The sequence below is a fragment of the Klebsiella sp. A-Nf5 genome (assembly GCF_002810545.1).
In the GTDB taxonomy this organism is placed as follows: Bacteria; Pseudomonadota; Gammaproteobacteria; order Enterobacterales; family Enterobacteriaceae; genus Klebsiella; species Klebsiella variicola.
Genome location: NZ_PIOG01000094.1, coordinates 21,567 through 45,168, shown reverse-complemented (window position 1 = coordinate 45,168; position 23,602 = coordinate 21,567). Strand labels below are relative to the sequence as shown.

22 protein-coding genes are annotated in these 23,602 nt (G+C 56.9%); 3 read left to right on the top strand and 19 right to left on the bottom strand.

The genetic code is table 11. The annotated features are described in order from the left end of the window. Positions 1-43: 43 nt before the first annotated feature. A complete protein-coding gene (locus CWM53_RS10365) occupies positions 44-886 on the top strand; it encodes a YaeF family permuted papain-like enzyme (RefSeq protein WP_100729965.1) in 843 nt (280 codons plus the stop codon). Positions 887-1,016: 130 nt separating this feature from the next. On the opposite strand, the gene nlpE is transcribed toward CWM53_RS10365, so the two are convergent. From nlpE to CWM53_RS10350, 3 genes are read right to left on the bottom strand one after another with little or no spacing between them, the layout of a single operon-like run. Beyond that, positions 1,017-1,715, bottom strand: a complete 699-nt coding sequence (nlpE, locus tag CWM53_RS10360; protein WP_074386889.1) for an envelope stress response activation lipoprotein NlpE — start codon at positions 1,713-1,715, stop codon at positions 1,017-1,019. Between the two features lie 42 nt (positions 1,716-1,757). Continuing rightward, a complete protein-coding gene (arfB, locus tag CWM53_RS10355; RefSeq protein ID WP_074386826.1) occupies positions 1,758-2,171 on the bottom strand; it encodes an alternative ribosome rescue aminoacyl-tRNA hydrolase ArfB in 414 nt (137 codons plus the stop codon). Continuing rightward, positions 2,168-2,713, bottom strand: a complete 546-nt coding sequence (locus CWM53_RS10350; protein WP_074386827.1) for a YaeQ family protein — start codon at positions 2,711-2,713, stop codon at positions 2,168-2,170. The genes arfB and CWM53_RS10350 overlap by 4 nt, the downstream gene beginning before the upstream one ends. 196 nt (positions 2,714-2,909) lie before the next feature. Here CWM53_RS10350 and CWM53_RS10345 point away from each other — a divergent pair, with 196 nt between their 5' ends. Both CWM53_RS10345 and rof read left to right on the top strand, forming a co-directional pair. Next, the gene (locus tag CWM53_RS10345; protein ID WP_002889429.1) at positions 2,910-3,110 is read left to right on the top strand and encodes a YaeP family protein; all 201 of its coding nucleotides are present in this window, start codon (positions 2,910-2,912) and stop codon (positions 3,108-3,110) included. Then, complete coding sequence (rof, locus tag CWM53_RS10340; RefSeq protein ID WP_002889424.1) at positions 3,097-3,357, top strand: Rho-binding antiterminator; 261 nt, start codon at positions 3,097-3,099, stop codon at positions 3,355-3,357. Before CWM53_RS10345 ends, rof begins: the two co-directional genes overlap by 14 nt. 12 nt (positions 3,358-3,369) lie before the next feature. Here the strand turns inward: rof and tilS are convergent, their stop codons facing one another. From tilS to ispC, 16 genes are all read right to left on the bottom strand, one after another. Next, complete coding sequence (gene tilS / locus CWM53_RS10335) at positions 3,370-4,695, bottom strand: tRNA lysidine(34) synthetase TilS (RefSeq protein ID WP_165785064.1); 1,326 nt, start codon at positions 4,693-4,695, stop codon at positions 3,370-3,372. Between the two features lie 53 nt (positions 4,696-4,748). Continuing rightward, complete coding sequence (locus tag CWM53_RS10330; RefSeq protein WP_002889387.1) at positions 4,749-5,138, bottom strand: VOC family protein; 390 nt, start codon at positions 5,136-5,138, stop codon at positions 4,749-4,751. 46 nt (positions 5,139-5,184) lie between these two features. Further along, complete coding sequence (locus CWM53_RS10325) at positions 5,185-7,338, bottom strand: lysine decarboxylase LdcC (RefSeq protein ID WP_061156413.1); 2,154 nt, start codon at positions 7,336-7,338, stop codon at positions 5,185-5,187. Positions 7,339-7,451: 113 nt separating this feature from the next. After that, entirely contained in the window at positions 7,452-8,411 is a 960-nt protein-coding gene (accA, locus tag CWM53_RS10320; RefSeq protein WP_061155694.1) for an acetyl-CoA carboxylase carboxyl transferase subunit alpha, read from the bottom strand. A 12-nt stretch (positions 8,412-8,423) separates the two neighbouring features. After that, positions 8,424-11,906 carry a DNA polymerase III subunit alpha gene (dnaE, locus tag CWM53_RS10315; RefSeq protein ID WP_061155695.1) on the bottom strand — a complete coding sequence of 1,161 codons (3,483 nt, stop codon included), beginning with the start codon at positions 11,904-11,906 and terminating at the stop codon, positions 8,424-8,426. 17 nt (positions 11,907-11,923) lie between these two features. Next, entirely contained in the window at positions 11,924-12,523 is a 600-nt protein-coding gene (gene rnhB / locus CWM53_RS10310; RefSeq protein ID WP_012542806.1) for a ribonuclease HII, read from the bottom strand. Continuing rightward, a complete protein-coding gene (gene lpxB / locus CWM53_RS10305; protein ID WP_074386828.1) occupies positions 12,520-13,671 on the bottom strand; it encodes a lipid-A-disaccharide synthase in 1,152 nt (383 codons plus the stop codon). The genes rnhB and lpxB overlap by 4 nt, the downstream gene beginning before the upstream one ends. Continuing rightward, positions 13,671-14,459 carry an acyl-ACP--UDP-N-acetylglucosamine O-acyltransferase gene (gene lpxA, locus CWM53_RS10300; protein ID WP_061155697.1) on the bottom strand — a complete coding sequence of 263 codons (789 nt, stop codon included), beginning with the start codon at positions 14,457-14,459 and terminating at the stop codon, positions 13,671-13,673. Before lpxA ends, lpxB begins: the two co-directional genes overlap by 1 nt. 3 nt (positions 14,460-14,462) lie before the next feature. After that, the gene (gene fabZ, locus CWM53_RS10295; protein ID WP_061155698.1) at positions 14,463-14,918 is read right to left on the bottom strand and encodes a 3-hydroxyacyl-ACP dehydratase FabZ; all 456 of its coding nucleotides are present in this window, start codon (positions 14,916-14,918) and stop codon (positions 14,463-14,465) included. Positions 14,919-15,023: 105 nt separating this feature from the next. Beyond that, positions 15,024-16,049, bottom strand: coding sequence for a UDP-3-O-(3-hydroxymyristoyl)glucosamine N-acyltransferase (gene lpxD, locus CWM53_RS10290; protein ID WP_008807350.1), 1,026 nt, complete (start codon positions 16,047-16,049; stop codon positions 15,024-15,026). 3 nt (positions 16,050-16,052) lie between these two features. Beyond that, positions 16,053-16,538 (bottom strand): molecular chaperone Skp, encoded by a 486-nt coding sequence (skp, locus tag CWM53_RS10285; RefSeq protein WP_061155699.1) that lies wholly within the window; start codon positions 16,536-16,538, stop codon positions 16,053-16,055. Positions 16,539-16,659: 121 nt separating this feature from the next. Then, entirely contained in the window at positions 16,660-19,089 is a 2,430-nt protein-coding gene (gene bamA, locus CWM53_RS10280) for an outer membrane protein assembly factor BamA (protein ID WP_061155700.1), read from the bottom strand. Between the two features lie 31 nt (positions 19,090-19,120). Further along, positions 19,121-20,473 carry a sigma E protease regulator RseP gene (rseP, locus tag CWM53_RS10275; protein WP_061155701.1) on the bottom strand — a complete coding sequence of 451 codons (1,353 nt, stop codon included), beginning with the start codon at positions 20,471-20,473 and terminating at the stop codon, positions 19,121-19,123. A gap of 11 nt (positions 20,474-20,484) precedes the next feature. Next, positions 20,485-21,342: a phosphatidate cytidylyltransferase gene (gene cdsA, locus CWM53_RS10270; protein WP_061155702.1), complete on the bottom strand. Its 858-nt coding sequence runs from the start codon at positions 21,340-21,342 to the stop codon at positions 20,485-20,487. 12 nt (positions 21,343-21,354) lie between these two features. Beyond that, positions 21,355-22,113 carry a (2E,6E)-farnesyl-diphosphate-specific ditrans,polycis-undecaprenyl-diphosphate synthase gene (gene ispU / locus CWM53_RS10265; protein ID WP_012968905.1) on the bottom strand — a complete coding sequence of 253 codons (759 nt, stop codon included), beginning with the start codon at positions 22,111-22,113 and terminating at the stop codon, positions 21,355-21,357. Positions 22,114-22,350: 237 nt separating this feature from the next. After that, a complete protein-coding gene (ispC, locus tag CWM53_RS10255) occupies positions 22,351-23,553 on the bottom strand; it encodes a 1-deoxy-D-xylulose-5-phosphate reductoisomerase (protein WP_074386829.1) in 1,203 nt (400 codons plus the stop codon). Positions 23,554-23,602: the final 49 nt, after the last annotated feature.

Below are 23,602 nucleotides of genomic sequence, written 5' to 3'. Positions count from 1 at the left end.
CCTGAACGGATGTCAGGGCCTTTTTTTTACAAGGACAGTACCCATGACTGCACCTATCCTGAGCAGCGGACTGCTTACTTACGCCCTGCTACTGCTTACCGCCTGCACCGTAGACGTCGGCCGCAGCGCCCCTTCCGTATCCGCTACCGAGGGCCGCTCCCCGCCATGGGCTGTCACCCTCCAGCGTCAAAGCTCGATTGCCGGCAGCGGGCTCCTCGAAATTGGCGAAAGCGACCTCCGTTCCGGCGACCTGCTCTTCTCGTCCAGCCTGGGTATCACTTCGTTTGGGATCCGCGCCTTCAGCGCCTCTTCCGTTAGCCACGTCGCACTGTATCTTGGCGAGGGTCAGATCGCGGAAGCCACCGGCGCCGGTGTGCAGGTGATTTCTGTTCAGCAGGCGCTGGCGCACAGCGATAAACTCTTTGCCCTCAGGGTGCCCGACCTGACGCCGGACCAGGCAACGGCGATGAAAAGTTTTGCCTGGCAGGTCAAAGACAGCGGGTATAACTATCGCGGCATTATTCAGTTTATCCCTTATATGGTCACCAAACCGCTCTGCTCGCTCAACCCTTTCTCGCGGAACTTTCGTCAGCAGTGCGTGAGCGGCCTGGCCAAAGCGCAACTGGGCGATGCGGCAAGCGCCGACAAGAAAGCGTGGTTTTGCTCGGAGTTTGTCAGCGAGGCCTTCGTCAGAGCCGGGCATCCACTGACCCTGGCGCAGGCGGCGTGGATCAGTCCTTCTGATTTGCTGCACATGCGGGAAGGAGACGTCGCCACGTTTAAACCCGAAACGCAGTTGCAGTATGTCGGGCATCTGAAACCAGGCGTTTATCTTCAGGCCGGGAAGCTGGTGGGGCTGAATAAACCGAAGACAGATGTGAAGTGAAAAAACGATTTGCGCTTTTCCGCCAGCCAGACCCACGCTCACTGTTGATGTGACAGGGCGAATCGCAGGAGCAAGCTGGTGGTAGCTGGGGGGATCATCCCCTGCCCGGTCCCGGGCAGGGGCCTGACAATCAGTGGCTGCAGTCTTTTCCTGGGATAAATTTGCCGTCTTTATCTGTCATCAGCGTCTTCATCATTTCGCCGGTGTCCGGGTTCGCCTCGAGGGTAAAGTGCCCCTCCACCACCAGCAGCACCGGTCGTGAATCATTGCCGCGGGCAGCGGCATAATCCCGCTCAAGCTGGGCATTGTTCGCCACCGCGACGCGTTTACCGGTCGCGCAATCGGTAAAGGTTGCCGCATCGGCCATATAGAAATACATGCCGCGCATCGCCATCGGCGTGACCGGCAGGCTGGCCTTCACCGGCTCCAGGGTATAATTGAGAGGAGACTGAACGGGGCTCCCGCTGCGGTCAAGCATCTCCAGCTTGTCGCCCTTCGCGCGAAAATATGATTTCTCACCTTTGCTGTCGGTCAGCACCAGTTTATCCGCTGTGCGAGCCCAGGTGCCATAAGAGGCAAAAGATGACGGTTCACGACGGGCGCCCTGGTAGTGCTCGTTCATCACCCAGGTACCGTCTTTTTCCAGGAACAGCGAGGTTTCAATACCTTCACAATCCGCGCAAGGCAGCACCCCACGCCAGCTTTGCTGCATCGGTTTGAGCTCTTCCATCGCCGCTGGCTGTACGGTGTCAGTCTCGGCGCGATGGTTACAACCAAACAGCGCGAACAGCGAGCAGGCCGCTATCACGGAGAATACGATTTTCTTCACTTTGCTTTCCTTATCATCCATTTCACCCGTTCGCCGACGTCTTCACTGGCGAACTTTCCCACGCAGCGCCTTGACTGAGGACTTCTGTGCCTTGGAAGCAAGGCGTCGCTCTTTGGATGCCCGAGTCGGTCGCGTCTCCCGGCGACTTTTTTGCACTGCGGTTAATTCTTTTATGAGGGCCACCAGCCGCGAGATCGCCGCTTCGCGGTTCATCTCCTGGCTGCGATATTCCTGAGCCTTAATGATAACCACACCGTCAGCAGAAATTAAGTGGTGGCTGGCGGCGAGCAGGCGCTCCTTGTCATGCTCTGGCAAGCTCGAGGCTTTGATATCGAAGCGCAGATGGATCGCCGTCGACGCTTTATTCACATGCTGGCCCCCGGCCCCCTGGGCACGAATGCCTTCCAGCGTGACTTCATCATCGGCAATGGTCACGCTGCGGCTAATGGTAATCATGCTGATGCTTGCCAGGCCGTTAAATGAATTTCCAGATTATTCCGAGCGTCGGATAACCAGATAGCGCCGTCCTGCAGAGTGGCCTGCAGCGTCATGGTGCGATCGGCAAAGGCGCTAAGCTGCGCCAGTTGCGCATCATCAAGATACCAGATGGTCAGCTTCGGGTACGCCGCAAGCTTGTTCTGATTCTGCTGCCACCAGATTTCAGCGGCCCGGCTATTATAGGCAAACAGCGCCACCGCCTGCGCCCGGGAGCAGGCTTTCTTGAGACGTTTCTCGTCCGGCAGCCCCAGCTCAATCCACAGATCGATGCCCAAATGGTCGTTTAGCTGCCACAGCTCCGGTTCATCATCCGAGGATAACCCCCGGGTAAACTGTAGCCGCTCATCGGCATATTTGATCCACGCCAGCAGGCGCAACATCATGCGCTCCTGGGTTTCCGAGGGGTGCTGCGCCAGCGTCAGGTTAGCATCCAGAAACTGGTTGCGATCCAGATCGGCTACATTTACCGCGGCTTTATATATCGTCGCTTTCAGCGCCATGAATAAACTCCTGAAAAGAATGGCGTACATTGTAGCGAAACTGGCGGCAAAAGGCTGTCGTCAATCGCAGCAACCTGTTTCATCCTGCTGAAATTGCTTAAATGACTATGATATAGTTCCCTTGCTAAACAGAGTTTATCTTCGTAGGCTTAAACTTGCATCCCACGGTTGAGTCAGAACGCTGACAGGAGGGCATGTGGACCACTATTGTGAGTTAATACGCAAGCGGTATGCGGAAATAGCCAGCGGAGACTTAGGGTATATCCCGGATGCGCTGGGTTGCGTGTTGAAAGTATTGAATGAGATTGCGGCGGATGAGGCCCTTTCGGAGTCAGTCAGGGAAAAGGCCGCTTATGCGGCAGCAAACTTACTGGTGAGCGATTATGTCAATGAATGATACTTATCAACCCATTAACTGCGACGATTACGACAACCTGGAACTGGCTTGCCAGCATCACCTGGTGCTGACGCTGGCGCTGAAGGATGGTGAACAGCTGCAGGCGAAGGCCAGCGATCTAATCTCGCGTAAAAATATCGAGTATCTGGTGGTCGAACTCGCCGGCAACGTCCGCGAGCTACGCCTGGATAAAATCGCCAGCTTCAGTCACCCGGAAATCGGCACCGTGGTGGTGAGCGAATCCTGAATCAAAACGGGCTTAACCGCCCGTTTTCCTCCATGCCAGCCTGACCCCTTCCCCTTCCCCTTCCCCTTCCATGACGGCACCTTCTTTGGCCACAAACAGATCGTCCGCTGCGGCAATCAGCGTTTCGCCGTAAAACAGCAGCGGCGTGGTGTCTCGTCGCCACGGAGCAACGCCCAGCTCCTGCCAGATCTTCTTCAGCTTACGTCCGCCGTGGCGCCCGACGATATGCAGGCGGCCGCTGGCACGAAAGCGGATAGTGACCGGCTCATCCGCAGACGGCGGGCGCAACGTCCCGCCGGGCTGCAGCATCAGCTCGCCGAGACCGTCTGCCAGCCGCAGCGGCTGGCGCCAGTTGGGCCAGTGCTGGACACTTTCCGTCTGGCCGGGAAGATACTTCACCCAGTACAAACGCTGTTGAAAACGACGAACGGTAAATTCCCCCAGCCGCAGACAAGGGCTGGCATCTTCCCGCGCCAGCGCCACCTCATGCCAGAGGCGCTCAGGCACCTCGCGGGCCGGCATCGGCGCCTGATGCCCGGCGAGCCAGCGACGCAGCAGCGCCGCGCGACGGGGTGGGCTCATCGACGTCAGCGGCGTGATAGCCAGCGAGCCATCTTCGGCCACCAGCGACGCCAGCTCCGCCGCCAGCATTTCGTCCAGCAGTTGTTCCTGCTCGGCGCACAGGCTGGCGCTGCGGGCGACGGCCTCGCTAAAGTGCGGCCAGCGCTCGCGCAGGACCGGGATCACCCGCAGGCGCAGAAAGTTGCGGTCATAGGTATCGTCCTGATTGCTCTCATCTTCAATCCACGAGAGCTGATGGGCGAGTGCCCACTGGCGTAGCGATTCGCGGGTTTCATTGAGGAGAGGACGCAGTAGTCGGCTGCCGGCAAAGGCAGAGGATGCCGCCATCGCCGACAGACCGGTAGGACCGCTGCCGCGTTTTAACGCCAGCAGCAGCGTTTCGCACTGGTCATCCTGGTGCTGGGCGGTCACTAACACCTCGCCGGCGTTGAGCGTATCCTGAAAAGCCTGATAGCGCGCCGCGCGGGCATGGGCCTCCACGCCCAGACCACCCCGGGCTAACGTCACGTGATGCACCACCAGCGGTACCTGCCACTGCTGGCAAATCTGCCGACAATGCGCCACCCAGTCGTCTGCATGGGCGCTCAGGCCGTGGTGAACATGCACTGCCCGCAGCGTCAGCGAGGGATCCTGTTCCCGCAGCAGCACCAGCTGGTGCAGGAGAACCGTCGAATCCAGACCGCCGCTGAAGGCCACCAGCAGCTGGCGATGGGGATGAAGCGTATGCGCAATATCAGCCGTCATATCCACGAACATACCGAGAAGTGATGGCCCGGCACGTTACCGGGCCAGGGTCGCGCTGGCAAGGTTTACTGCTGATATATTTCCAGCGGCAGGTCGTCCGGATCGCTAAAGAAGGTAAAGCGTTTGCCGGTAAAGGGATCGACGCGAATCGCTTCGCACTCGACGCCATGGGCCGTCAGATGCGCCACCGCAGCGTCGATATCATCCACGCTAAAGGCCAGATGACGCAACCCACAGGCTTCGGGGCGACTGGGTCGGGCCGGCGGAAACGGGAACGAGAACAGCTCAATCACGTACTCGCCATTGAGCGCCAGATCGCCCTTCCAGGAGTCGCGCTCGGCGCGATAAAACTCACTTTGCAGCGTAAACCCCAGAATATCGCAATAGAACGCTTTACTGCGGGCGTAGTCCGTCGCAATGATGGCAATATGGTGAACCCGTTTCAAACCCAGCATGGTCAAACTCCTTCTGTTAAGCCAGCCACGTTACTCGTGCGCGCCGTTAACGCGCAAGCCTTTCGTCATTTTTTAAGACTCGTACCCGATACACGCCGTCCTCATCGCGCTTCGCACCGTGAATATCAGTCTCAAAACCCGGGTAATGACGGCCGATGGAGCAGAGCATCAGCAGGAAATCGAGCACTGCCCGACTCTCCTCCGTGATCATCTCTCCCGGCATCAGCAGCGGTACGCCCGGTGGATAAGGGAGGATCATGTTGGCCGAAATCCGGCCCACCAGGTTCTCCAGTTCAATCGTTTCCACCTCACCCTTGATCTGGCGCTGCCAGGCGTGATGCGGCGTCATTTTCATTTCCGGCAGGACGTCAAAGGCGCTGAGCATCAGCTGCGGCAGCTGGTGCTGACGGATCAAGCGGTGGATCCCCTGCGCCAGGTCCTGGATCCGCATGTTGCGGTAGAAGTCGGGATCTTCCGCGTACAGATCCGGCAACATATTTTTCACCCGCAGATTGAGATCGTAGGCGCGTTTGAACTCTGTCAGACCGCGCAACAGCCCCATCGCCCGGGTTTTATCAATACCGATGCTGAACAGGAACAGCAGGTTATAGGGGCCCGTTTTTTCCACCACCACGCCCCGCTCGTCGAGGAACTTCGCCACCAGCGCCGCCGGGATCCCCTCTTCATCCATATTCCCCTGCTCGTCCATGCCCGGCGTCAGAATGGTGACCTTCACCGGATCAAGATACATATGATCCGCATCGGCATCTTTGAAACCGTGCCAGTCTTCGCCAGGCGCCACCGGCCAGCACTCGGCTTTATCCACGGCTTCCGGCTGCCAGATATCAAAGAACCAGCCGTCCGACTCCTCGCGCAGTCGCTGCACCTCTTTGCGGAAGTCCAGCGCTCGCTCAATGGAGCGCTGGATCAGACGCTTACCGGAGTTACCGCGCAGCATCGCCGCTGCGGTCTCAATCGACGCGACGATGGGATAGCTCGGCGACGTAGAGGTATGCATCATAAAGGCTTCATTAAAGGTCTCTTCATCATAGTTGCCCTTAATGTGGATCAGCGAGGCCTGCGACAGCGCGGCCAGCATCTTATGCGTGGACTGCGTCTCGAAGATGACTTTCCCGGGGATCCGCTCACCGCTCATGCCGCTTTTCCCCTGATATATCGGATGGAAATGGGTATAAGGCACCCAGGCGGAATCGAAATGGATCGACGGGACGTCGAGCGTCTCCTTAAGCCAGGTGGTGTTATAGAGCAGGCCATCGTAGGTGGAGTTAGTGATCACCGCATGCACGGGCCACTGCGCCCCGCCCGTGTCGCGCACTTTCTGGTGAATGCTGTCGCGGGTAAATTCGCGCCGGGGGATACCGCCGAGGATCCCCAGCGCGTTGCGGGTCGGCTTCAGCCACAGGGGAACCACATCGCTCATCATCAGCAGATGGGCCAGTGATTTGTGACAGTTACGGTCAATCAGCAGCGTGCTGCCGGCGGGCGCCGAGTACATACCGACAATTTTGTTGGACGTCGAGGTGCCGTTGGTCACCATGTAGCTCTGTTCAGCGCCAAAGGCGCGGGCAATATACTCCTCCGCCTCCAGATGCGGGCCGGTATGATCCAGCAGCGACCCCAGCTCGGTTACCGAAATCGAAACATCCGCCTTTAACGTATTCCCGCCAAAGAAATCATAGAACAGGCAGCCCACCGGGCTTTTCTGATAGGCGCTACCGCCCATATGGCCCGGTGTACAAAAGGTATACTTCCCCTCCTGCACATAGTTGAACAGGGCGCGGGTAAACGGCGGGGTGATATTGTCCAGGTACTCGCGCGTGTACTGCCCGATGCGGGTGGCGATCTCTTCGGAGAGTCCCAGCGCATATTCGAAGAACCACAGCGTCATGCGCAGATCCTGACTACTGACGTCCATCGTCGAGTGGGCGTTAATAAAGGCGTACAGAGGCAGATATTCATTGAGCTGATTAATGTCGCTGCACAGATCGACACTGTATTCATCCCAGTCGAAAATCACCCCACAGATGCGCGGGTTGTGCTCAATAAACTGCAGCAGGTCGGCGCTGTTTTGCGGCCAGATGGTCTGAAAGCCCTGGCGTTGCAGCGCCGCTTCCAGTTCTTTGATCGGTTCGTCTTTGTGATAGACGCCGTGAGGCCCCATGATGGCGATGATATTCACGCTTTCCTCCTGGTATTCACCTAAGTCAAGCATCATAGCAATCCCCTCGGCGCATCGCACATAAAAAAAGGGCCGGAAAATCCGGCCCTTAGTGTTTTGCGCTCGCGAAAAACTTAGGCGTAACCGTAGCTCATCAGGCGCTGATAGCGGCGGTTCAGCAGCTCTTCTTCGCTGAGCAGATCAAGATCGGCCAGGTCTGCCAGCAGCTGCGCTTTCAGGCTCGCTGCCATCACTTCCGGGTTGCGGTGCGCGCCGCCCAGCGGTTCCGGAACGATAGAGTCAATCAGCTTCAGCTCTTTCAGACGCGGCGCGACAATACCCATCGCTTCCGCGGCCAGCGGTGCTTTATCCGCACTTTTCCACAGAATGGACGCGCAGCCTTCCGGCGAAATGACCGAATAGGTGCTGTACTGCAGCATATTGACCTTGTCGCCCACGCCAATCGCCAGCGCGCCGCCGGAGCCGCCTTCACCGATCACGGTGCAGATAACCGGCACGCTCAGACGCGACATTTCACGCAGGTTGCGGGCAATCGCTTCAGACTGGCCGCGCTCTTCCGCACCAACACCCGGGTAGGCGCCAGGGGTGTCGATGAAGGTGATGATCGGCATTTTAAACCGCTCAGCCATCTCCATCAGGCGCAGCGCTTTGCGGTAACCTTCCGGGGCCGGCATACCAAAGTTGCGACGGATCTTCTCTTTGGTTTCGCGACCTTTCTGGTGGCCGATGATCATCACCGGACGACCATCAAGACGCGCAATACCGCCGACAATCGCTTTATCGTCAGCGTAGGCGCGGTCACCGGCCAGTTCGTCAAACTCGTCGAAGGCCAGGCGGACATAATCCAGGGTATAGGGACGACGTGGATGGCGCGCCAGCTGGGCTACCTGCCATGCACCAAGATCGGCGAAGATTTTGCGCGTCAGCTCTACGCTTTTCTCGCGCAGACGATGCACTTCTTCGTCAATGTTAATATCCAGTTTCTCATCCTGACGGCTTACCGCAGTCAGGGAATCGATTTTCGCTTCCAGCTCTGCAATCGGCTGTTCAAAATCTAGGAAATTCAGACTCATAGTATTCCTGTATTAGTCAAACTCCAGTTCCACCTGCTCCGAGCCGATAAGGCCACGCAGATCGTTAAGTAAACGATCGCTCGGAGAGACGCGCCATGTTGCGCCGAAACGCAACCGCGCGCGTGCATCCGCCCTCTGATAGTAGAGGTGCACTGGAATGGTTCCCGAACGGTGGGGTTCCAGAGACTGACGGAGTCGGTTTAAAAGCTGGTCATCAATTTGCCTGTCCGTCAGCGAGATAGCAAGCCCGCGAGCATATTTTTCCCGGGCTTCGTCAATGTCCATGACTTCGCGGGCGGTCATTTTAAGCCCCCCGCTAAAGTCATCAAAGCTGACCTGTCCGCTGACGATAAGTATGCGGTCTTTTTCCAGCAACTGCTGATATTTATCCAGCGCGTCGGTGAACAACATCACCTCCAGACGCCCGGAACGGTCATCCAGCGTACAGATGCCGATACGATTGCCGCGCTTGGTGACCATTACCCGCGCCGCAATCACCAGCCCCGCCGCCGTGGTCACTTTACCACGATCGGTCGGATGCATGTCTTTGAGCCGCACGCCACCGACGTAGCGCTCGATCTCTTTCAGGTACTGGTTAATCGGGTGCCCGGTCAGATACAGCCCCAGGGTTTCCCTTTCACCATCCAGCACCACCTGCTCAGGCCACGGCTGGCAGCTGGCGTAGGACTGTTCAATTTGCTCAGGCTCTTCCGCCAGCACGCCGAACATATCGGCCTGGCCAATGGCCTCCGCTTTCGCGTGCTGGTCGGCGGCTTTTAACGCATCGCCCAGCGAATTCATCAGCGCTGCGCGATGCGGACCGAGACGATCGAACGCCCCGGACATAATCAGTTTTTCCAGCACCCGACGGTTGAGCTTTTTAATATCGGTCCGCGCGCAGAGGTCGAACAGCTCGCGGAAATAACCGCCATTGTTGCGCGCCTCAATGATCGCTTCGATCGGCCCTTCGCCAACGCCTTTGATGGCGCCGATGCCGTAGACGATCTCACCGTCATCATTGACGTGGAAATGGTACAGGCCGGAGTTAATATCCGGGGGCAAAATTTTCAGCCCCATACGCCAGCACTCATCCACCAGACCAACCACCTTCTCAGTGTTGTCCATATCGGCGGTCATTACCGCCGCCATAAACTCAGCCGGATAGTGCGCCTTAAGCCATAGCGTCTGGTAAGAGACCAGCGCGTAGGCAGCGGAGTGCGATTTGTTAAACCCGTAACCGGCGAATTTCTCCACCAGGTCGAAGATTTTTATCGCCAGTTCACCATCAACACCGTTTTTCCTCGCCCCTTCTTCGAAGGTGCCACGCTGCTTGGCCATCTCCTCCGGTTTTTTCTTACCCATCGCACGGCGCAGCATATCTGCGCCGCCGAGGGTATAACCGGAAAGCACCTGGGCAATCTGCATGACCTGTTCCTGATACAGGATAATGCCGTAGGTCGGCTCCAGCACCGGTTTCAGGCTCTCATGCTGCCACTGTACGTCCGGGTAGGAAATCTCTTCGCGGCCGTGCTTACGGTCGATAAAGTTATCTACCATTCCCGACTGCAGCGGGCCCGGACGGAACAGAGCCACCAGCGCGATCATATCTTCGAAGCAGTCAGGCTGCAGACGCTTAATCAGATCTTTCATGCCGCGTGATTCAAGCTGGAAGACCGCGGTGGTTTCCGAGCGCTGCAGCATGTCGAAGCTTTTCTTGTCATCCAGCGGGATAGCGGCAATATCCAACGGCCCTTCGCCGTTCTTCGCCCGCCGCTTGTTGATCATCTCCAGCGCCCAGTTAATGATAGTGAGCGTACGCAGACCGAGGAAGTCGAATTTTACCAGCCCGGCGTATTCGACGTCGTTCTTGTCAAACTGGGTAACCGGATGCAGCCCCTGCTCATCGCAATACAGCGGCGCAAAGTCGGTGATTTTAGTGGGAGCGATAACCACCCCACCGGCGTGTTTACCGGCGTTTCGCGTCACCCCTTCCAGCTTACGCGCCATGTCGATCAGCGCTTTAACTTCTTCGTCCGCCTCGTAGATTTCCGGCAGCTGCGGTTCGGCTTCAAACGCTTTCGCCAGCGTCATGCCCGGATCGGGCGGCACCAGCTTGGAGATACGGTCGACAAAGCCGTACGGGTGACCCAGCACACGGCCCACGTCGCGGATAACCGCTTTCGCCGCCATGGTACCGAAGGTGATGATCTGCGATACCGCATCGCGGCCATACATGTCCGCCACATGCTCAATAACCTGGTCGCGTTTCTCCATGCAGAAATCGACGTCGAAGTCGGGCATCGAGACACGCTCCGGGTTAAGGAAACGTTCGAACAGCAGATCAAATTCCAGCGGATCAAGATCGGTGATTTTCAGCGCGTAGGCCACCAGTGAACCGGCGCCGGAACCGCGGCCCGGGCCAACCGGTACGCCGTTATCCTTCGACCACTGGATAAACTCCATGACGATCAGGAAGTAGCCCGGGAACCCCATCTGGTTGATGACCTGGAGTTCAATATCCAGACGCTCGTCATACGCCGGGCGCTTTTCAGCACGTACGGCAGGATCCGGGAAGAGGAATTCCAGACGCTCTTCCAGACCCTCTTTCGATTTCATGACCAGGAAATCTTCGGTGGTCATATCGCCCGTCGGGAACTGCGGCAGGAAATATTCACCAAGCCGCACGGTGACGTTGCATCGTTTGGCGATCTCAACGCTGTTTTCCAGCGCTTCCGGGATATCGGCGAACAGCTCGCACATCTCCTCCTCACTGCGCATATATTGCTGCGGCGAGTAATTGCGCGGCCGTTTCGGGTCGTCGAGCGTGAAGCCGTCGTGGATCGCGACGCGGATTTCATGGGCGTCGAAATCGCTGGTGTCGAGGAAGCGGACATCGTTGGTCGCCACCACCGGCAGGCCACGCGCTTCCGCCAGCGCCACCGCGGCGTGGAGATAGGACTCTTCATCCTGACGACCGGTGCGGATCAGCTCAAGAAAATAACGGTCCGGGAAATGCTCTTCATAGAACGCGACGCACTGTTCCACTAACGGCATATTGCCGCGGATCAGGCTAACACCAACGTCGCCTTTACGGCCGCCGGAGAGCAGAATCAACCCTTCCTGATGTTCTACCAGCCAGTCGCGGTCAATCCACGGCCCCAGCGCGCCGTAGCCGCGCTGGTAGGCGCGGGAAATGAGCAGCGTCAGATTCTGATAACCCGCATTATTCGCCGCCAGTACAGTCAGCTCGGTAAACTCGTCGCCGAGCAGGTCGCACTGCACGTGAAAGTCGGCGCCGACAATCGGCTTAATGCCCGCGCCGTGTCCCGTCCCGTAGAACTTCACCAGTCCACACAGGTTGGTGAAATCGGTGATCGCCAGCGCCGGCATGCCAAGCGAGGCCGCCTTTTTCACCAGCGGCCCGGTCTTTGCCAGCCCATCGATCATGGAATAGTCGCTGTGCACCCGCAGGTGTACGAAACGTGGTTCAGCCATCTTTAGATCCCGGTGACTTAGTTGGACGCCAGGCCCAGGGCACGCTTCACCGGGCCAAAACTGCGCCGGTGATGCTCTGTTGCGCCGTGTTCCTGCAGCTTCTGCAGGTGAACAGCGGTGGGATAGCCTTTGTGCTGGGCAAAACCGTAGTGGGGAAATGCGAGATCCAGCGTGGCCATTTCGGCGTCACGAGTGACTTTTGCCAGAATAGACGCTGCGCTGATTTCTGCCACCCGGCTGTCGCCTTTCACCACCGCCAGGGAGGGCATCGGCAGCGACGGACAGCGGTTGCCATCGATCAGGACAAACTCAGGAACAATGCTCAGGCCGGCGACGGCGCGCTGCATCGCCAGCATAGTGGCATGCAGAATATTCAGCTCGTCGATTTCGTGCGGCTCGGCGCGCCCCAGGCTCCAGCACAGCGCTTTCTCTTTAATCTCATCGCACAGCGCCAGACGACGCTTCTCGCTGAGTTTTTTGGAATCATTCAGACCCACAATCGGCTTCGCGGGATCGAGGATCACCGCCGCGGTCACTACCGCGCCAACCAGTGGCCCGCGGCCAACTTCATCAACGCCGGCAACCAGATGGGTATGCGGATAGACGAACTCCATCATTGTTTTGCTAACTCCAGTACGGCGTCCGCGGCCTGCTCATCGGCGTTGCAGCGGATCTGCTGATGCAGCGCGCGGAACGTCTCATGCATTTCGTGGCTGGTTTTGCCATCGGCCAGCAGCGGCTTCAGGGCGGCAGCCAGCGCCTGCGGCTCGCATTCATCCTGCAGCAGCTCTTTGACCAGCTCGCGCCCGGCCAGCAGATTCGGCAAGGAGACGTAGTCGGTTTTCACCAGACGCTTTGCCAGCCAGAAGGTGAACGGCTTCATGCGGTAGCCAACCACCATTGGGCACTTCGCCAGCATGCACTCCAGCGCCGCCGTCCCGGAGGCCAGCAGCGCGGCGTCGCTGGCGATCATCGCATCGCGCGCCTGACCATCCAGCATATGCACGATCATATCCGGCGCCGTCTCAGCTTTGATTCGCTCAAACTGCTCCCGCCGTTTGGCATTGACCAGCGGCACCACCACCTGCAGATCGGGATAGGTGACGCGTAACAACTGTGCGGTTTTCAGAAAGTCCGCGCTGAGCATTTCAACTTCCGCGCCGCGGCTGCCGGGCAGCAGCGCCAGACAGCGCACATTGTGCGGGATCCCTAACCGGTCACGCGCAGCGTTCTTGTCGGGATCCAGCGGCATCGCATCCGCCATGGTATGGCCGATAAAGCGGCAAGGGACGTTAAATTTGTCATAAAACGCTTTTTCGAAAGGCAGAAATGCCAGCACCAGATCGGTCGATCTGCCGATTTTGAAAACGCGTTTTTGTCGCCAGGCCCAGACCGACGGGCTGACGTAGTGAATCGTTTTGATGCCCTGCTTTTTCAGATTCCCTTCGAGGGTAATATTGAAGTCAGGGGCGTCGATGCCGACAAAGACATCGGGGCGCAGCTCGCCAAAACGGCGGGTTAAATCGGCGCGAATATGCAGTAAGCGGCGTAAGCGACCAAGCACTTCAACAATGCCCATCACCGCCAGCTCTTCCATTTCGTACCAGGCTTCGCACCCTTCCGCCTGCATCAGCGGCCCCGCCACGCCGACAAAGCGTGCATCAGGGATGCGCGCTTTGAGGGCCCGGATGAGGCCTGCACCAAGAATATCGCCGGAGGTTTCTCCGGCGACCAGGGCAATCGTCAGGGGACGCGGTTCAGCCATTAACGAATCAAGCCGCGAGTGGAACGGGCAAAGAAATCGACAAACGGCTGAACTTCAGGATACTGAGTCGCCAGTTCGGCGATTTCCGGTTTGGCTTCGTCCAGCGTTTTGCCGCTGCGGTACAGCAGTTTATACGCGTTACGAATCGCGGTAATCGCCTCACGGCTAAAGCCGCGGCGTTTCAGCCCTTCGATGTTCACGCCAAACGGGGTGGCGTGGTTACCCTGGGCAATCACGAACGGCGGAACGTCCTGCGCCACGCCGGAGCAACCGCCAACCATGACGTGTGCGCCGATGATGCAGAACTGGTGTACTGCAGTCATGCCGCCGATGATGACGAAATCATCCAGAGATACGTGACCGGCCAAGGTTGCGTTATTGGCCAGAATGCAGCGATCGCCAAGCGTACAATCGTGCGCCACGTGGGCGTTGATCATCAGCAGGTTATCGTTGCCCACCTTTGTTAATCCACCGCCCTGTACTGTGCCGCGATGAATGGTGACGCTTTCGCGGATGCGGTTGCGATCGCCAATTTCCACCCGGGTCGGTTCGCCAGCATATTTCAGATCCTGGTTAACTTCGCCGATGGAAGCGAACTGATAGATCTCATTGTCACGGCCGATTTTGGTGTGGCCGTTAACGACGACATGAGACTTCAGTACGGTGCCTTCGCCAATTTCGACGTTAGCGCCAACAATACAAAACGGACCAATGTGAACGTTAGCGCCAATGACGGCGCCTTCTTCTACAATGGCGGTAGGATGAACAAAAGCGGTTTTATCAATCACGTATCAGGCCTCCCGGCTACGCGCACACATCATCGTCGCTTCGCAAACCACTTTACCGTCAACCATCGCGACGCCCTTAAAGCGGGTCAGGCCACGACGGGTTTTCTCGAAAGTGACTTCCATAATCATCTGATCGCCTGGTACTACCGGACGTTTGAAGCGCGCTTCGTCGATGCCCGCGAAATAGTACAGCTCGCCTGGCTCCAGTTTCCCGACGCTTTTAAATGCCAGAATCCCGGTGGCCTGCGCCATCGCTTCCAGAATCAGCACGCCCGGCAAAATCGGCTTACCAGGGAAGTGACCCTGGAAAAACGGCTCGTTTACAGAAACATTTTTTACTGCGCGCAGAAAACGACCTTCTTCAAAATCCAGCACGCGGTCTACCAGCAGGAACGGGTAACGGTGAGGCAGAAGTTCCAGAATCTCTTCAATGTGCAGAGTATGAGTGTCAGTAGTCAAAATACTCTTCCTGTCTAAATGTACTAAAAGGCAATAATAACACGGCCTGCGGCAATCTTTTAGCGAATGCAACAGGCCGGAAATGTCATGTGACCAAATGATGAATTAGTCTTGTTGATTAACCTTGCGCTCAATCGCTTTCAGGCGCTTGCTCATCTCGTCAATATTCATCACCAGCGCCGCAGTTTTACGCCACGCCTTGTTCGGCTGCAGCGGAATACCGGAGGAGTATACGCCAGGTTCAGAAATAGGACGCATAACCATCCCCATCCCCGTGACGGTGACTTTATCGCAGATTTCCATATGGCCATTAATCACGCTGGCGCCGCCAATCATGCAGTAGCGGCCAATTTTCAGGCTTCCGGCCATGATAACACCGCCGGCAACCGCGGTATTGTCGCCAATCACCACGTTATGCGCAATCTGACACTGATTATCGATAATGACGCCATTACCGATAAGGGTGTCATCCAGCGCGCCGCGATCGATAGTGGTACAGGCGCCGATCTCCACGCGATCGCCAATAATAACGCGACCAAGCTGCGGGATCTTTACCCAGTTGCCACGATCGTTAGCGTAGCCGAAGCCATCCGCGCCGATCACCGTGCTGGACTGGATCAGGCAATTCTCGCCGATCTCAATCTCATGGTAAATGGTCACATTGGCCCACAAACGCGAGCCGGCACCAATTTTCGTATTTTTCCCAACGAAGCAGCCTGCGCCGATCACCACGTTATCGCCCAGCACAACACCGGATTCGATAACGGCGTTAGCACCGATCGCCACGTTGTTACCCAGCTTCGCCGACGGATCGATAACCGCGCTCGGCGCGATATCCTGTGCCGGCTGCGGCGTGGTATCAAGAATTTGAGCCATGCGCGCGTAGGTCAGGTAGGGATTACGCACTACCAGCGCGGCGCTATGGGCAAAAGGCAAATCATCCTGCGTCATGACAACGGCAGAAGCCTGACAAGCGGCCAGGTGTTCACGGTACTTAGGGTTGACCATGAAAGTGATTTGGCCCGTTTTCGCGCTCTGCATGGACGCAACGCCGGTGATGACGATATCGCCATCACCGTGTAATTCTGCATCCAACTGCTGCGCGAGATCAGCCAGTCGAATTGAAGGCATTACTTATTTAACCTGTTTCAGCACATCAGCGGTGATGTCTTTTACATCGCCGCTGTTGTATGCAACGGCATTTGCGTCAACCACCAGATCGATGCTCTGATCTTTCGCTACGCTCTGTACAGCAGTCTGGATGCGGGTAACCAGTTTGCCACGCTCTTCGTTAGAACGACGTGCGCGATCTTGCTCAAATGCCTGCGCTTTCTGGGAGAAGCTCTGGCGCTGAGCCATCACGTCTTTTTCCAGTTTGGTACGATCGGCGCCCGGCTTCATGGACTGCAGACGCTGCATTTTAGACTGCAGGTCGCCTTCCATACGCTGCAGTTCGCTAGCGCGGCCTTTGAACTCGTTTTCCAGCGTGTTGGAAACGCCAGTTTTCTGGGCAACCTGTTGGAACAGGCTGTTCATGTTCACCAGGGCAATTTTATCTGCCGCCTGAGCGGAAGTAACCATTGCCAAACCCAGACCTGCAGCTAATAACCACTTTTTCACAATAAACTCCTTACCATCCCATGAGTACCCAGGGGTACCGTTATTTGCGTGGCGAGGCGATAAACGCGTTATCGCCTACAGTCAGCGCTATACTGCACTTGCATTCCGTTGCCACCTACAATTACCAGGTTTTACCAATGTTAAACTGGAACTGTTCGGCTTTGTCTCCATCGTACTTTTTGAACGGTTGGGCGTAGGAGAAGACCAACGGCCCCAACGGCGACATCCACTGCACGGCAATACCCGCAGACATACGGATGTTGCTCGGATCACTGTAATCCGGATAGCCGCCATAGGCGTTCGAATCCCAGTGAGTATCCCATACGGTACCCATATCCCAGAAGAAGGAAGTACGGACCGAGTTCGCATATTTGTCACTAATAAACGGTGTCGGGGTAATCAGCTCCAGGCTGGCCACCGCCATCGCGTTACCGCCCACCGCATCATCAGATTTACACGGTGCGGATTCGGTGCTCTTACAGTCATTGGTATAACCGCTATCGCCATCATGACGGCTGCTCGACGGGAAGTATACCGCCTTCGGACCGATGGTGTTCGACTGGAAACCACGCACGGTGCTGGAACCACCGGCATAGAAGTTCTCATAGAACGGCATCTCTTTGCCGCCGATACCATCGCCATAGCCAAAGCGGGTACGCCCCAGCACTACCCACTGGTGATCGTTGTCGATCGGCACGTAGGTCGCCGTATCCAGCGTCGCTTTGTAGTATTCGTTGTCTGAGCCCGGAATGGTCACCTTACCGTTCAGGTTGACGCGCGAACCTTCCGTTGGGAAGAAGCCGCGGTCAAGCTTGTTATAGGTCCAACCGTAGTTGAAGGTGAAGTCATTCGCACTGAACGAGTTCCGGTCGTTGGTGTTGTCCGGATACTGGCCCATCGAGTTCAGGTAACGCCACATCGCCACCTGCGGCTGCATATTGGACAGGGAGTTATGGACATAACCGACACCGGCGCGCAGCGTATTGTATTCGTTGACCGGGAAGCCCAGCGTGACGTCTGTACCATAGCTTTTGTTGGTATAGTCAGACAGATCCGCATCGTTCGCATCAAAGTCATTATAGAAGATACGACCGCCGAGGCTCACACCGTCTACGGTGAAGTACGGGTTGGTCACCGACAGTTCGGTATAGGTCTGGTAGTCATTTTTGGTGCCGTTGATCCCGACAGCATAACCCGTACCTAACCAGTTATCCTGCTGGACGCCCGCCTGGAAGCTGACGCCGCTTTCGGTACCGTAGCCGATGCCGAAGTTGAAGCTACCGGTATTACGCTCTTTCACCTTGTAGACAACGTCGACCTGGTCCGGGCTGCCCGGCACGCGCTGGGTATCGGTATCCACCGTTTCGAAGAAGCCTAAACGGTTGAGACGGTCTTTACCCTGATCGACGAGATCGCTCCCCAGCCATGCGCCTTCCATCTGGCGCATTTCGCGGCGCAGTACGGCATCTTTGGAGGTGTCGTTGCCTTCGAAGCGAATTTTACGCACGTAATAGCGGTTACCCGCATCGACGTTGACGTGCAGTTTGACGGTCTTATCGCTGTCGTTGATTTCCGGCTGCGACTGAACGCGCGGGTAGGCGTAACCATAACGACCCAACAGTTTCTTGATGTCGTTTTCCATCTTGGTTACTTTCGCGCCGTTGTACAGTTCGCCCGGCTCGACTTTGGTCAGCGCTTCGATTTCGGCCGAATGGCCCGCGAGATCGCCCGTTACCTGCACCCCGGAAAGCTTGTACTGATCGCCTTCGGTGATGTTGACGGTAATGTAGATCCCTTTCTTGTCCGGCGTCAGGCTAACCTGAGTAGAATCGATGTTGAAACGGGCATAACCGCGATCCAGATAGTAGCTGCGCAGGGTTTCAAGGTCGCCCGCCAGCTTCTGCTTCTGGTATTTACGGTCGCCGACCACGTTCCACCACGGTACCTCATCGCGCAGCTGGAAGTGGGAGATCAGTTCATCGGTCGAAAACGCATGGTTGCCGACGATATTGATCTGCTGAATTTTTGCGGAGACGCCTTCCTGGAAGACCAGCTTCAGATCGACACGGTTACGCGGCAGCGGCGTCACAACCGCTTTGACGCTGGCGCTGTATTTACCGACGCTGTAGTAGAAATCCTCAAGACCCTTCTCGATATCCGCGATGGTCGTGCGGTCAAGCGACTCGCCCACCCGAACACCAGAAGCCTCAAGGTTCTGCTTGAGCATGTCATCTTTCACCGACTTGTTGCCGGAGAAGGTGATGCTGGCGATCGTCGGACGCTCTTTCACCTGCACCAGCAGGGTATCACCGTCGCGCAGGACGCGGACGTCCTCGAAGTTGCCAGTGGCAAACAGCGCGCGAATAGTGTTACTGATATCATCGTCGGTCACCGTATCGCCAGGACGCACTGGCATACTGAGGAGGGCCGCACCAACAGCGACACGCTGCAAGCCTTCGAAATGAATGTCCTTCACCACGAACCCTTCAGCACCGTATACAGTCGCGCTGCTAAACAGCAGCGACGCTATGAGCAACTTTTTCATCGCCATCGTTATTATGCGTTCTTCCTAACAAACTCTCTTATAACCGAGAGAAATCATTGAAAAGTGCAAGCCCCATTAACAGCACCAGCAGTATTGAGCCAATGCGATAACTAAAGTCTTGAACTCGCTCGGATACCGGCCCGCCCTTCAGCTTTTCGATCGCTAAAAACAGCAGATGTCCCCCATCCAGTACGGGCAGTGGGAACAGGTTGATGATTCCGAGGTTCACGCTAATCAGCGCAAGGAACATCAGATAATAAATCAACCCAAACTCCGCTGACATTCCAGCCCCCTGAGCGATAGAGATCGGCCCACTGAGGTTGTTCAGTTTGACATCACCGGTTATCAATTTACCCAGCATCCTGACCGTCAGTGACATCAGCTGCCAGGTTTTATCCGTGGCTTCAGCGATGGCGGCAAACGGTCCGTACTGACGTACTGTCTTGTATTCCTCAGGTAGCGGGATGACCTTTGGCACCACCCCTGCGAACCCTTCTGCCTTACCTTTTACCGTTTTCGCATCCGGCGTCAGGGTTAACGGCAGCGCACTCCCCTGCCGTTCAATCTCCAGCGCCAGCGCTTTGCCCGGATTATCTCGCACCAGATTAACAAACGTCATCCACTGCGTTAACGGTTGACCATCGACTTTAACGATCCGGTCGCCCGCTTGCAAACCCGCTTTCTGGGCCGCCGAGCCCGCCTGGACTTCCGCCAGCACCGTATCAATCTGCGCGCTGCGCGGCTGGATCCCCAGCGAGGTCACGGGATCTTGCTTGTCTGGCTCAAACGCCCAGTGCCGCAGATCGACGATTTTATCCTGGCGCTGATTGGTCCCGAAAGGGGCGACGGTAAGTATTGTTTGCGAGTTGCCGATTTTGGCCACCAGCTGCATACGCACCGCATCCCAATCAGGCGTTTCGATACCATCTATCGCTTTAAGTTCCGTTCCTTTTGCAATTTGTGCTTGCGCGGCAACCGAATTGGGCGTTATTTCACCCACCACCGGCCGCACGCCGGGAACGCCGATGATAAAGACCAGCCAGTAGGCAAAGATTGCGAAAAGGAAGTTAGCGATGGGGCCTGCGGCAATCACCGCCGCACGCTGGCCGACGGTTTTATTGTTGAAAGCGTAGTGGCGCATCTCCGGCGCTACCGCCTCGACGCGCTCGTCCAGCATCTTGACGTAGCCGCCCAGCGGGATCAAAGCAATGACGAACTCCGTGCCCTGCTTATCCATCCGCCGCCACAGCGCTTTGCCAAAGCCAATAGAAAAACGCTCAACCCGGATGCCGCAGCGGCGCGCCACCCAAAAATGGCCAAACTCATGCACCGTAATCAGTACGCCAAGCGCAATGATAAAAGCTGCCAGATTCCAGAGCACGCTCAGCATATAACCTTCCGTCAAATCGTCCTGAAGACCAACAGTAGCAAACAGGCGAAGACCGGTACCGCCGCCGTCAGGCTGTCGATACGATCGAGAATACCGCCGTGTCCGGGAATCAAGTGCCCGCTATCCTTAATGCCGGCCTCGCGCTTAAACATACTTTCCGTCAGGTCGCCCAGCACGGAAGCCAGGGCCGCCACCACGGAACAGACCAGTAGCACCGTCGGCGTGACGTCAAGATGCGCCCACACCCCGTAAGCCCAGGAGATCACGGCCGCCGTCAGCAAACCGCCAAAAAAACCCTGCCAGGTTTTTCCCGGTGAAACCTTCGGCGCCAGCTTATGCTTGCCGAACATTTTGCCAAACATGTAGGCGCCCGAGTCGGCACCCCAGACCAGGATCATGACGTACAGCAGCCACACCGCGCCGCTATAGTGATTATCGGTATAGTGCCAGGCGCGCAGCGCCAACATGCCCCAGAAAAACGGGACGATGGTCAATATGCCGAAGATAAGGCGCAGCACTTTGGAATGGCGCCAGAATGCCGCCGACGCCGGGTACGATAACACCAGTAACAGGGCGACGATCCACCAGGCGAACGAGGCCCATAGTGAACCTTCGACCATCGGTTGATGAACGTCATAATGGTATTCAGGCAGCAGAAAAAGCATGGCAGCCAGCAGAAGGCCGCACAGCACCGCCAGCCAGACCCGCTGCGACGTTGAGTTGAAACCGCTCAGTTGCCCCCACTCCCACGCGGCGAGCATACAGACCACGAGGGTCACGATAGCAAACCCCATCGGCGGCAATAAGAACAGCGCCGCAATGACGACGGGAATTAAGACGAAAGCAGATATCAGGCGATACTTCAGCAAAAGTGACCCCCATCAGGCATGACTGCCACCCGGCTCAGTGCCGCCGAAACGACGCTCTCGATTAACAAAGGCATGGAGTGCACCTTCAAAGTCCTGTTCAGCAAAATCGGGCCAAAGAACATCCGTAAAGTAAAGTTCGGCATAGGCAATTTGCCAAATCAAAAAGTTACTTATTCGGTGCTCTCCCCCGGTCCTAATAACTAAATCAACGGGAGCCAGTTCATGCATGCAGACCTGCTGACTCAGCATCTCTTCCGTGATCTCTTCAGGCAGCAGCGTCCCGTCCTGCACTTGTTTGGCCAGCAGACGAACGCCCTGGGTAATATCCCAGCGACCACCGTAATTTGCCGCAATGTTCAGCGTTAAGCCGGTATTGTTTGCGGTCAACGCTTCCGCTTTGCGGATGCGTTCCTGCAGGCGTGCATTGAAGCGCGTGGTGTCGCCAATCACCCGCAAACGCACATTGTGTCGGTGCAGACTTTTGACTTCGCTATCCAGCGCCCAGACGAACAGTTCCATCAGCGCGCTGACTTCCTGAGCCGGACGATTCCAGTTTTCGCTGCTGAACGCGTATAACGTTAACGCCTCAATTCCATTATTCGCCGCAAAGGAGACCGCACGACGCACGGATTTCGCACCGGCCTTGTGCCCGAAAGCGCGAATTTTACCTTGCCGTTTCGCCCAACGGCCGTTGCCATCCATAATAATGGCGACATGACGGCAGCCATGTGTTGGCGATATTTCGCTGACAGTTTGATTAGCAGACAACATCACGCGTTTTAAGTCCATAATAAGGATTAACTAGCCACCAAACAGAGGCCACCGGGCCGCGCTGGATACGCATTTTTATCCGATGCCGGGGCTGCAGCCAATCGCAGAGAACAACCAAAAGCTTTACGCAAAAAAGCCGTGTTTTGCCACGGCCACCGTAATCTTTAACAACAAAATGCAACGATCGGGTGGCGCAGACTATATCACCGAAGCCTTTCGCCCACAAATACCACCGCGTTACGCCTGCGCGCCCAAACGCTTCAGCTGCTGGTGAGCTACCGCACGAGCGTCAGCGTCGATAACCAGAACGTCATCAATGCTTTGCGGCTCCTGCAGGTTCATCTTATCCAGCACCGCCAGATTCACCGCCGCAATATCGGTAAAGCGGATATCGCCATGCAGAAACGCGGCAACCGACTCTTCATTGGCCGCATTCAGCGCCGTAGTGGCCGCCTGGCCGACATCAAACGCGTCCATCGCCAGCTTCAGGCAAGGATACCGAGTGTAGTCCGGCGCTGAGAAGCTCAGGTTGCTCAGCTGGCAGAAGTCCAGCGGTTTGGCCCCGGAGGTCAGGCGCTGTGGCCAGCCCATGGTATGGGCAATCGGCGTGCGCATATCCGGCTCCCCAAGCTGGGCCAGCACGCTGCCGTCCTGATAGCGAACCATCGAGTGGATCACCGACTGCGGGTGGATCAGCACTTCCATCTGCTGCGCCGAGGCATTGAACAGCCAGCGCGCTTCAATATACTCCAGACCTTTGTTCATCATCGTGGCTGAGTCGACGGAGATCTTACGTCCCATTGACCAGTTTGGATGGCGGCAGGCCTGATCCGGGGTCATCGCCGACAGTTCAGCCACGTCCGTCTCGCGGAAAGGGCCTCCTGAACCGGTCAACAGAATCGACGAAACGCCATTCTGGGTGAGGTCAGCGTATCCCAGATGCTGTTGAATTGTCTCCGGCATACTCTGAAAAATAGCGTTATGTTCGCTATCGACCGGCAGCAATCGCGCCCCCGACCGCTGAACGGCCTCCATGAACAAGCGACCGCAGGTCACCAGCGATTCTTTATTCGCCAACAACACCGTTTTCCCGGCGCGGATCGCCGCCAGCGTCGGCACCAGTCCCGCCGCGCCGACGATAGCCGCCATCACCTGATCGACTTCATCCAGCGCCGCGACCTCAGCTGCCGCCTGCTGGCCGCTCAACACCTCGGTACGGCAGCCATGCTCATGCAGACGGGTGCGCAACCGCTCAGCGCTTTGCGCATCATCCATCACCGCGAAGCGAGGGGTAAATTCCAGGCATTGTTCAACCATGCGGTCAACGTTTTTCCCCGCGACCAGCGCGGCGACGGAAAAGCAACCAGGGTTATGGCGTACCACGTCCAGCGTGCTACAGCCAATGGATCCGGTCGAACCGAGAACGGTTAATTGCTTCATGAGACGTCCAGAAGAAAGGAAACAGAATAAAAAGCAAAACGCCGCCAGC

What these genes read in the sequence shown, in the direction of transcription:
- CWM53_RS10365 (WP_100729965.1), top strand. Translation starts at nt 44, where the DNA reads ATGACTGCACCTATCCTGAGCAGCGGACTGCTTACTTACGCCCTGCTA.
- arfB (WP_074386826.1), bottom strand. Translation starts at nt 2,171, where the DNA reads ATGATTACCATTAGCCGCAGCGTGACCATTGCCGATGATGAAGTCACG.
- CWM53_RS10350 (WP_074386827.1), bottom strand. Translation starts at nt 2,713, where the DNA reads ATGGCGCTGAAAGCGACGATATATAAAGCCGCGGTAAATGTAGCCGAT.
- rof (WP_002889424.1), top strand. Translation starts at nt 3,097, where the DNA reads ATGTCAATGAATGATACTTATCAACCCATTAACTGCGACGATTACGAC.
- tilS (WP_165785064.1), bottom strand. Translation starts at nt 4,695, where the DNA reads ATGTTCGTGGATATGACGGCTGATATTGCGCATACGCTTCATCCCCAT.
- CWM53_RS10330 (WP_002889387.1), bottom strand. Translation starts at nt 5,138, where the DNA reads ATGCTGGGTTTGAAACGGGTTCACCATATTGCCATCATTGCGACGGAC.
- accA (WP_061155694.1), bottom strand. Translation starts at nt 8,411, where the DNA reads ATGAGTCTGAATTTCCTAGATTTTGAACAGCCGATTGCAGAGCTGGAA.
- dnaE (WP_061155695.1), bottom strand. Translation starts at nt 11,906, where the DNA reads ATGGCTGAACCACGTTTCGTACACCTGCGGGTGCACAGCGACTATTCC.
- rnhB (WP_012542806.1), bottom strand. Translation starts at nt 12,523, where the DNA reads ATGATGGAGTTCGTCTATCCGCATACCCATCTGGTTGCCGGCGTTGAT.
- lpxB (WP_074386828.1), bottom strand. Translation starts at nt 13,671, where the DNA reads ATGGCTGAACCGCGTCCCCTGACGATTGCCCTGGTCGCCGGAGAAACC.
- lpxD (WP_008807350.1), bottom strand. Translation starts at nt 16,049, where the DNA reads ATGCCTTCAATTCGACTGGCTGATCTCGCGCAGCAGTTGGATGCAGAA.
- bamA (WP_061155700.1), bottom strand. Translation starts at nt 19,089, where the DNA reads ATGGCGATGAAAAAGTTGCTCATAGCGTCGCTGCTGTTTAGCAGCGCG.
- rseP (WP_061155701.1), bottom strand. Translation starts at nt 20,473, where the DNA reads ATGCTGAGCGTGCTCTGGAATCTGGCAGCTTTTATCATTGCGCTTGGC.
- ispU (WP_012968905.1), bottom strand. Translation starts at nt 22,113, where the DNA reads ATGTTGTCTGCTAATCAAACTGTCAGCGAAATATCGCCAACACATGGC.
- ispC (WP_074386829.1), bottom strand. Translation starts at nt 23,553, where the DNA reads ATGAAGCAATTAACCGTTCTCGGTTCGACCGGATCCATTGGCTGTAGC.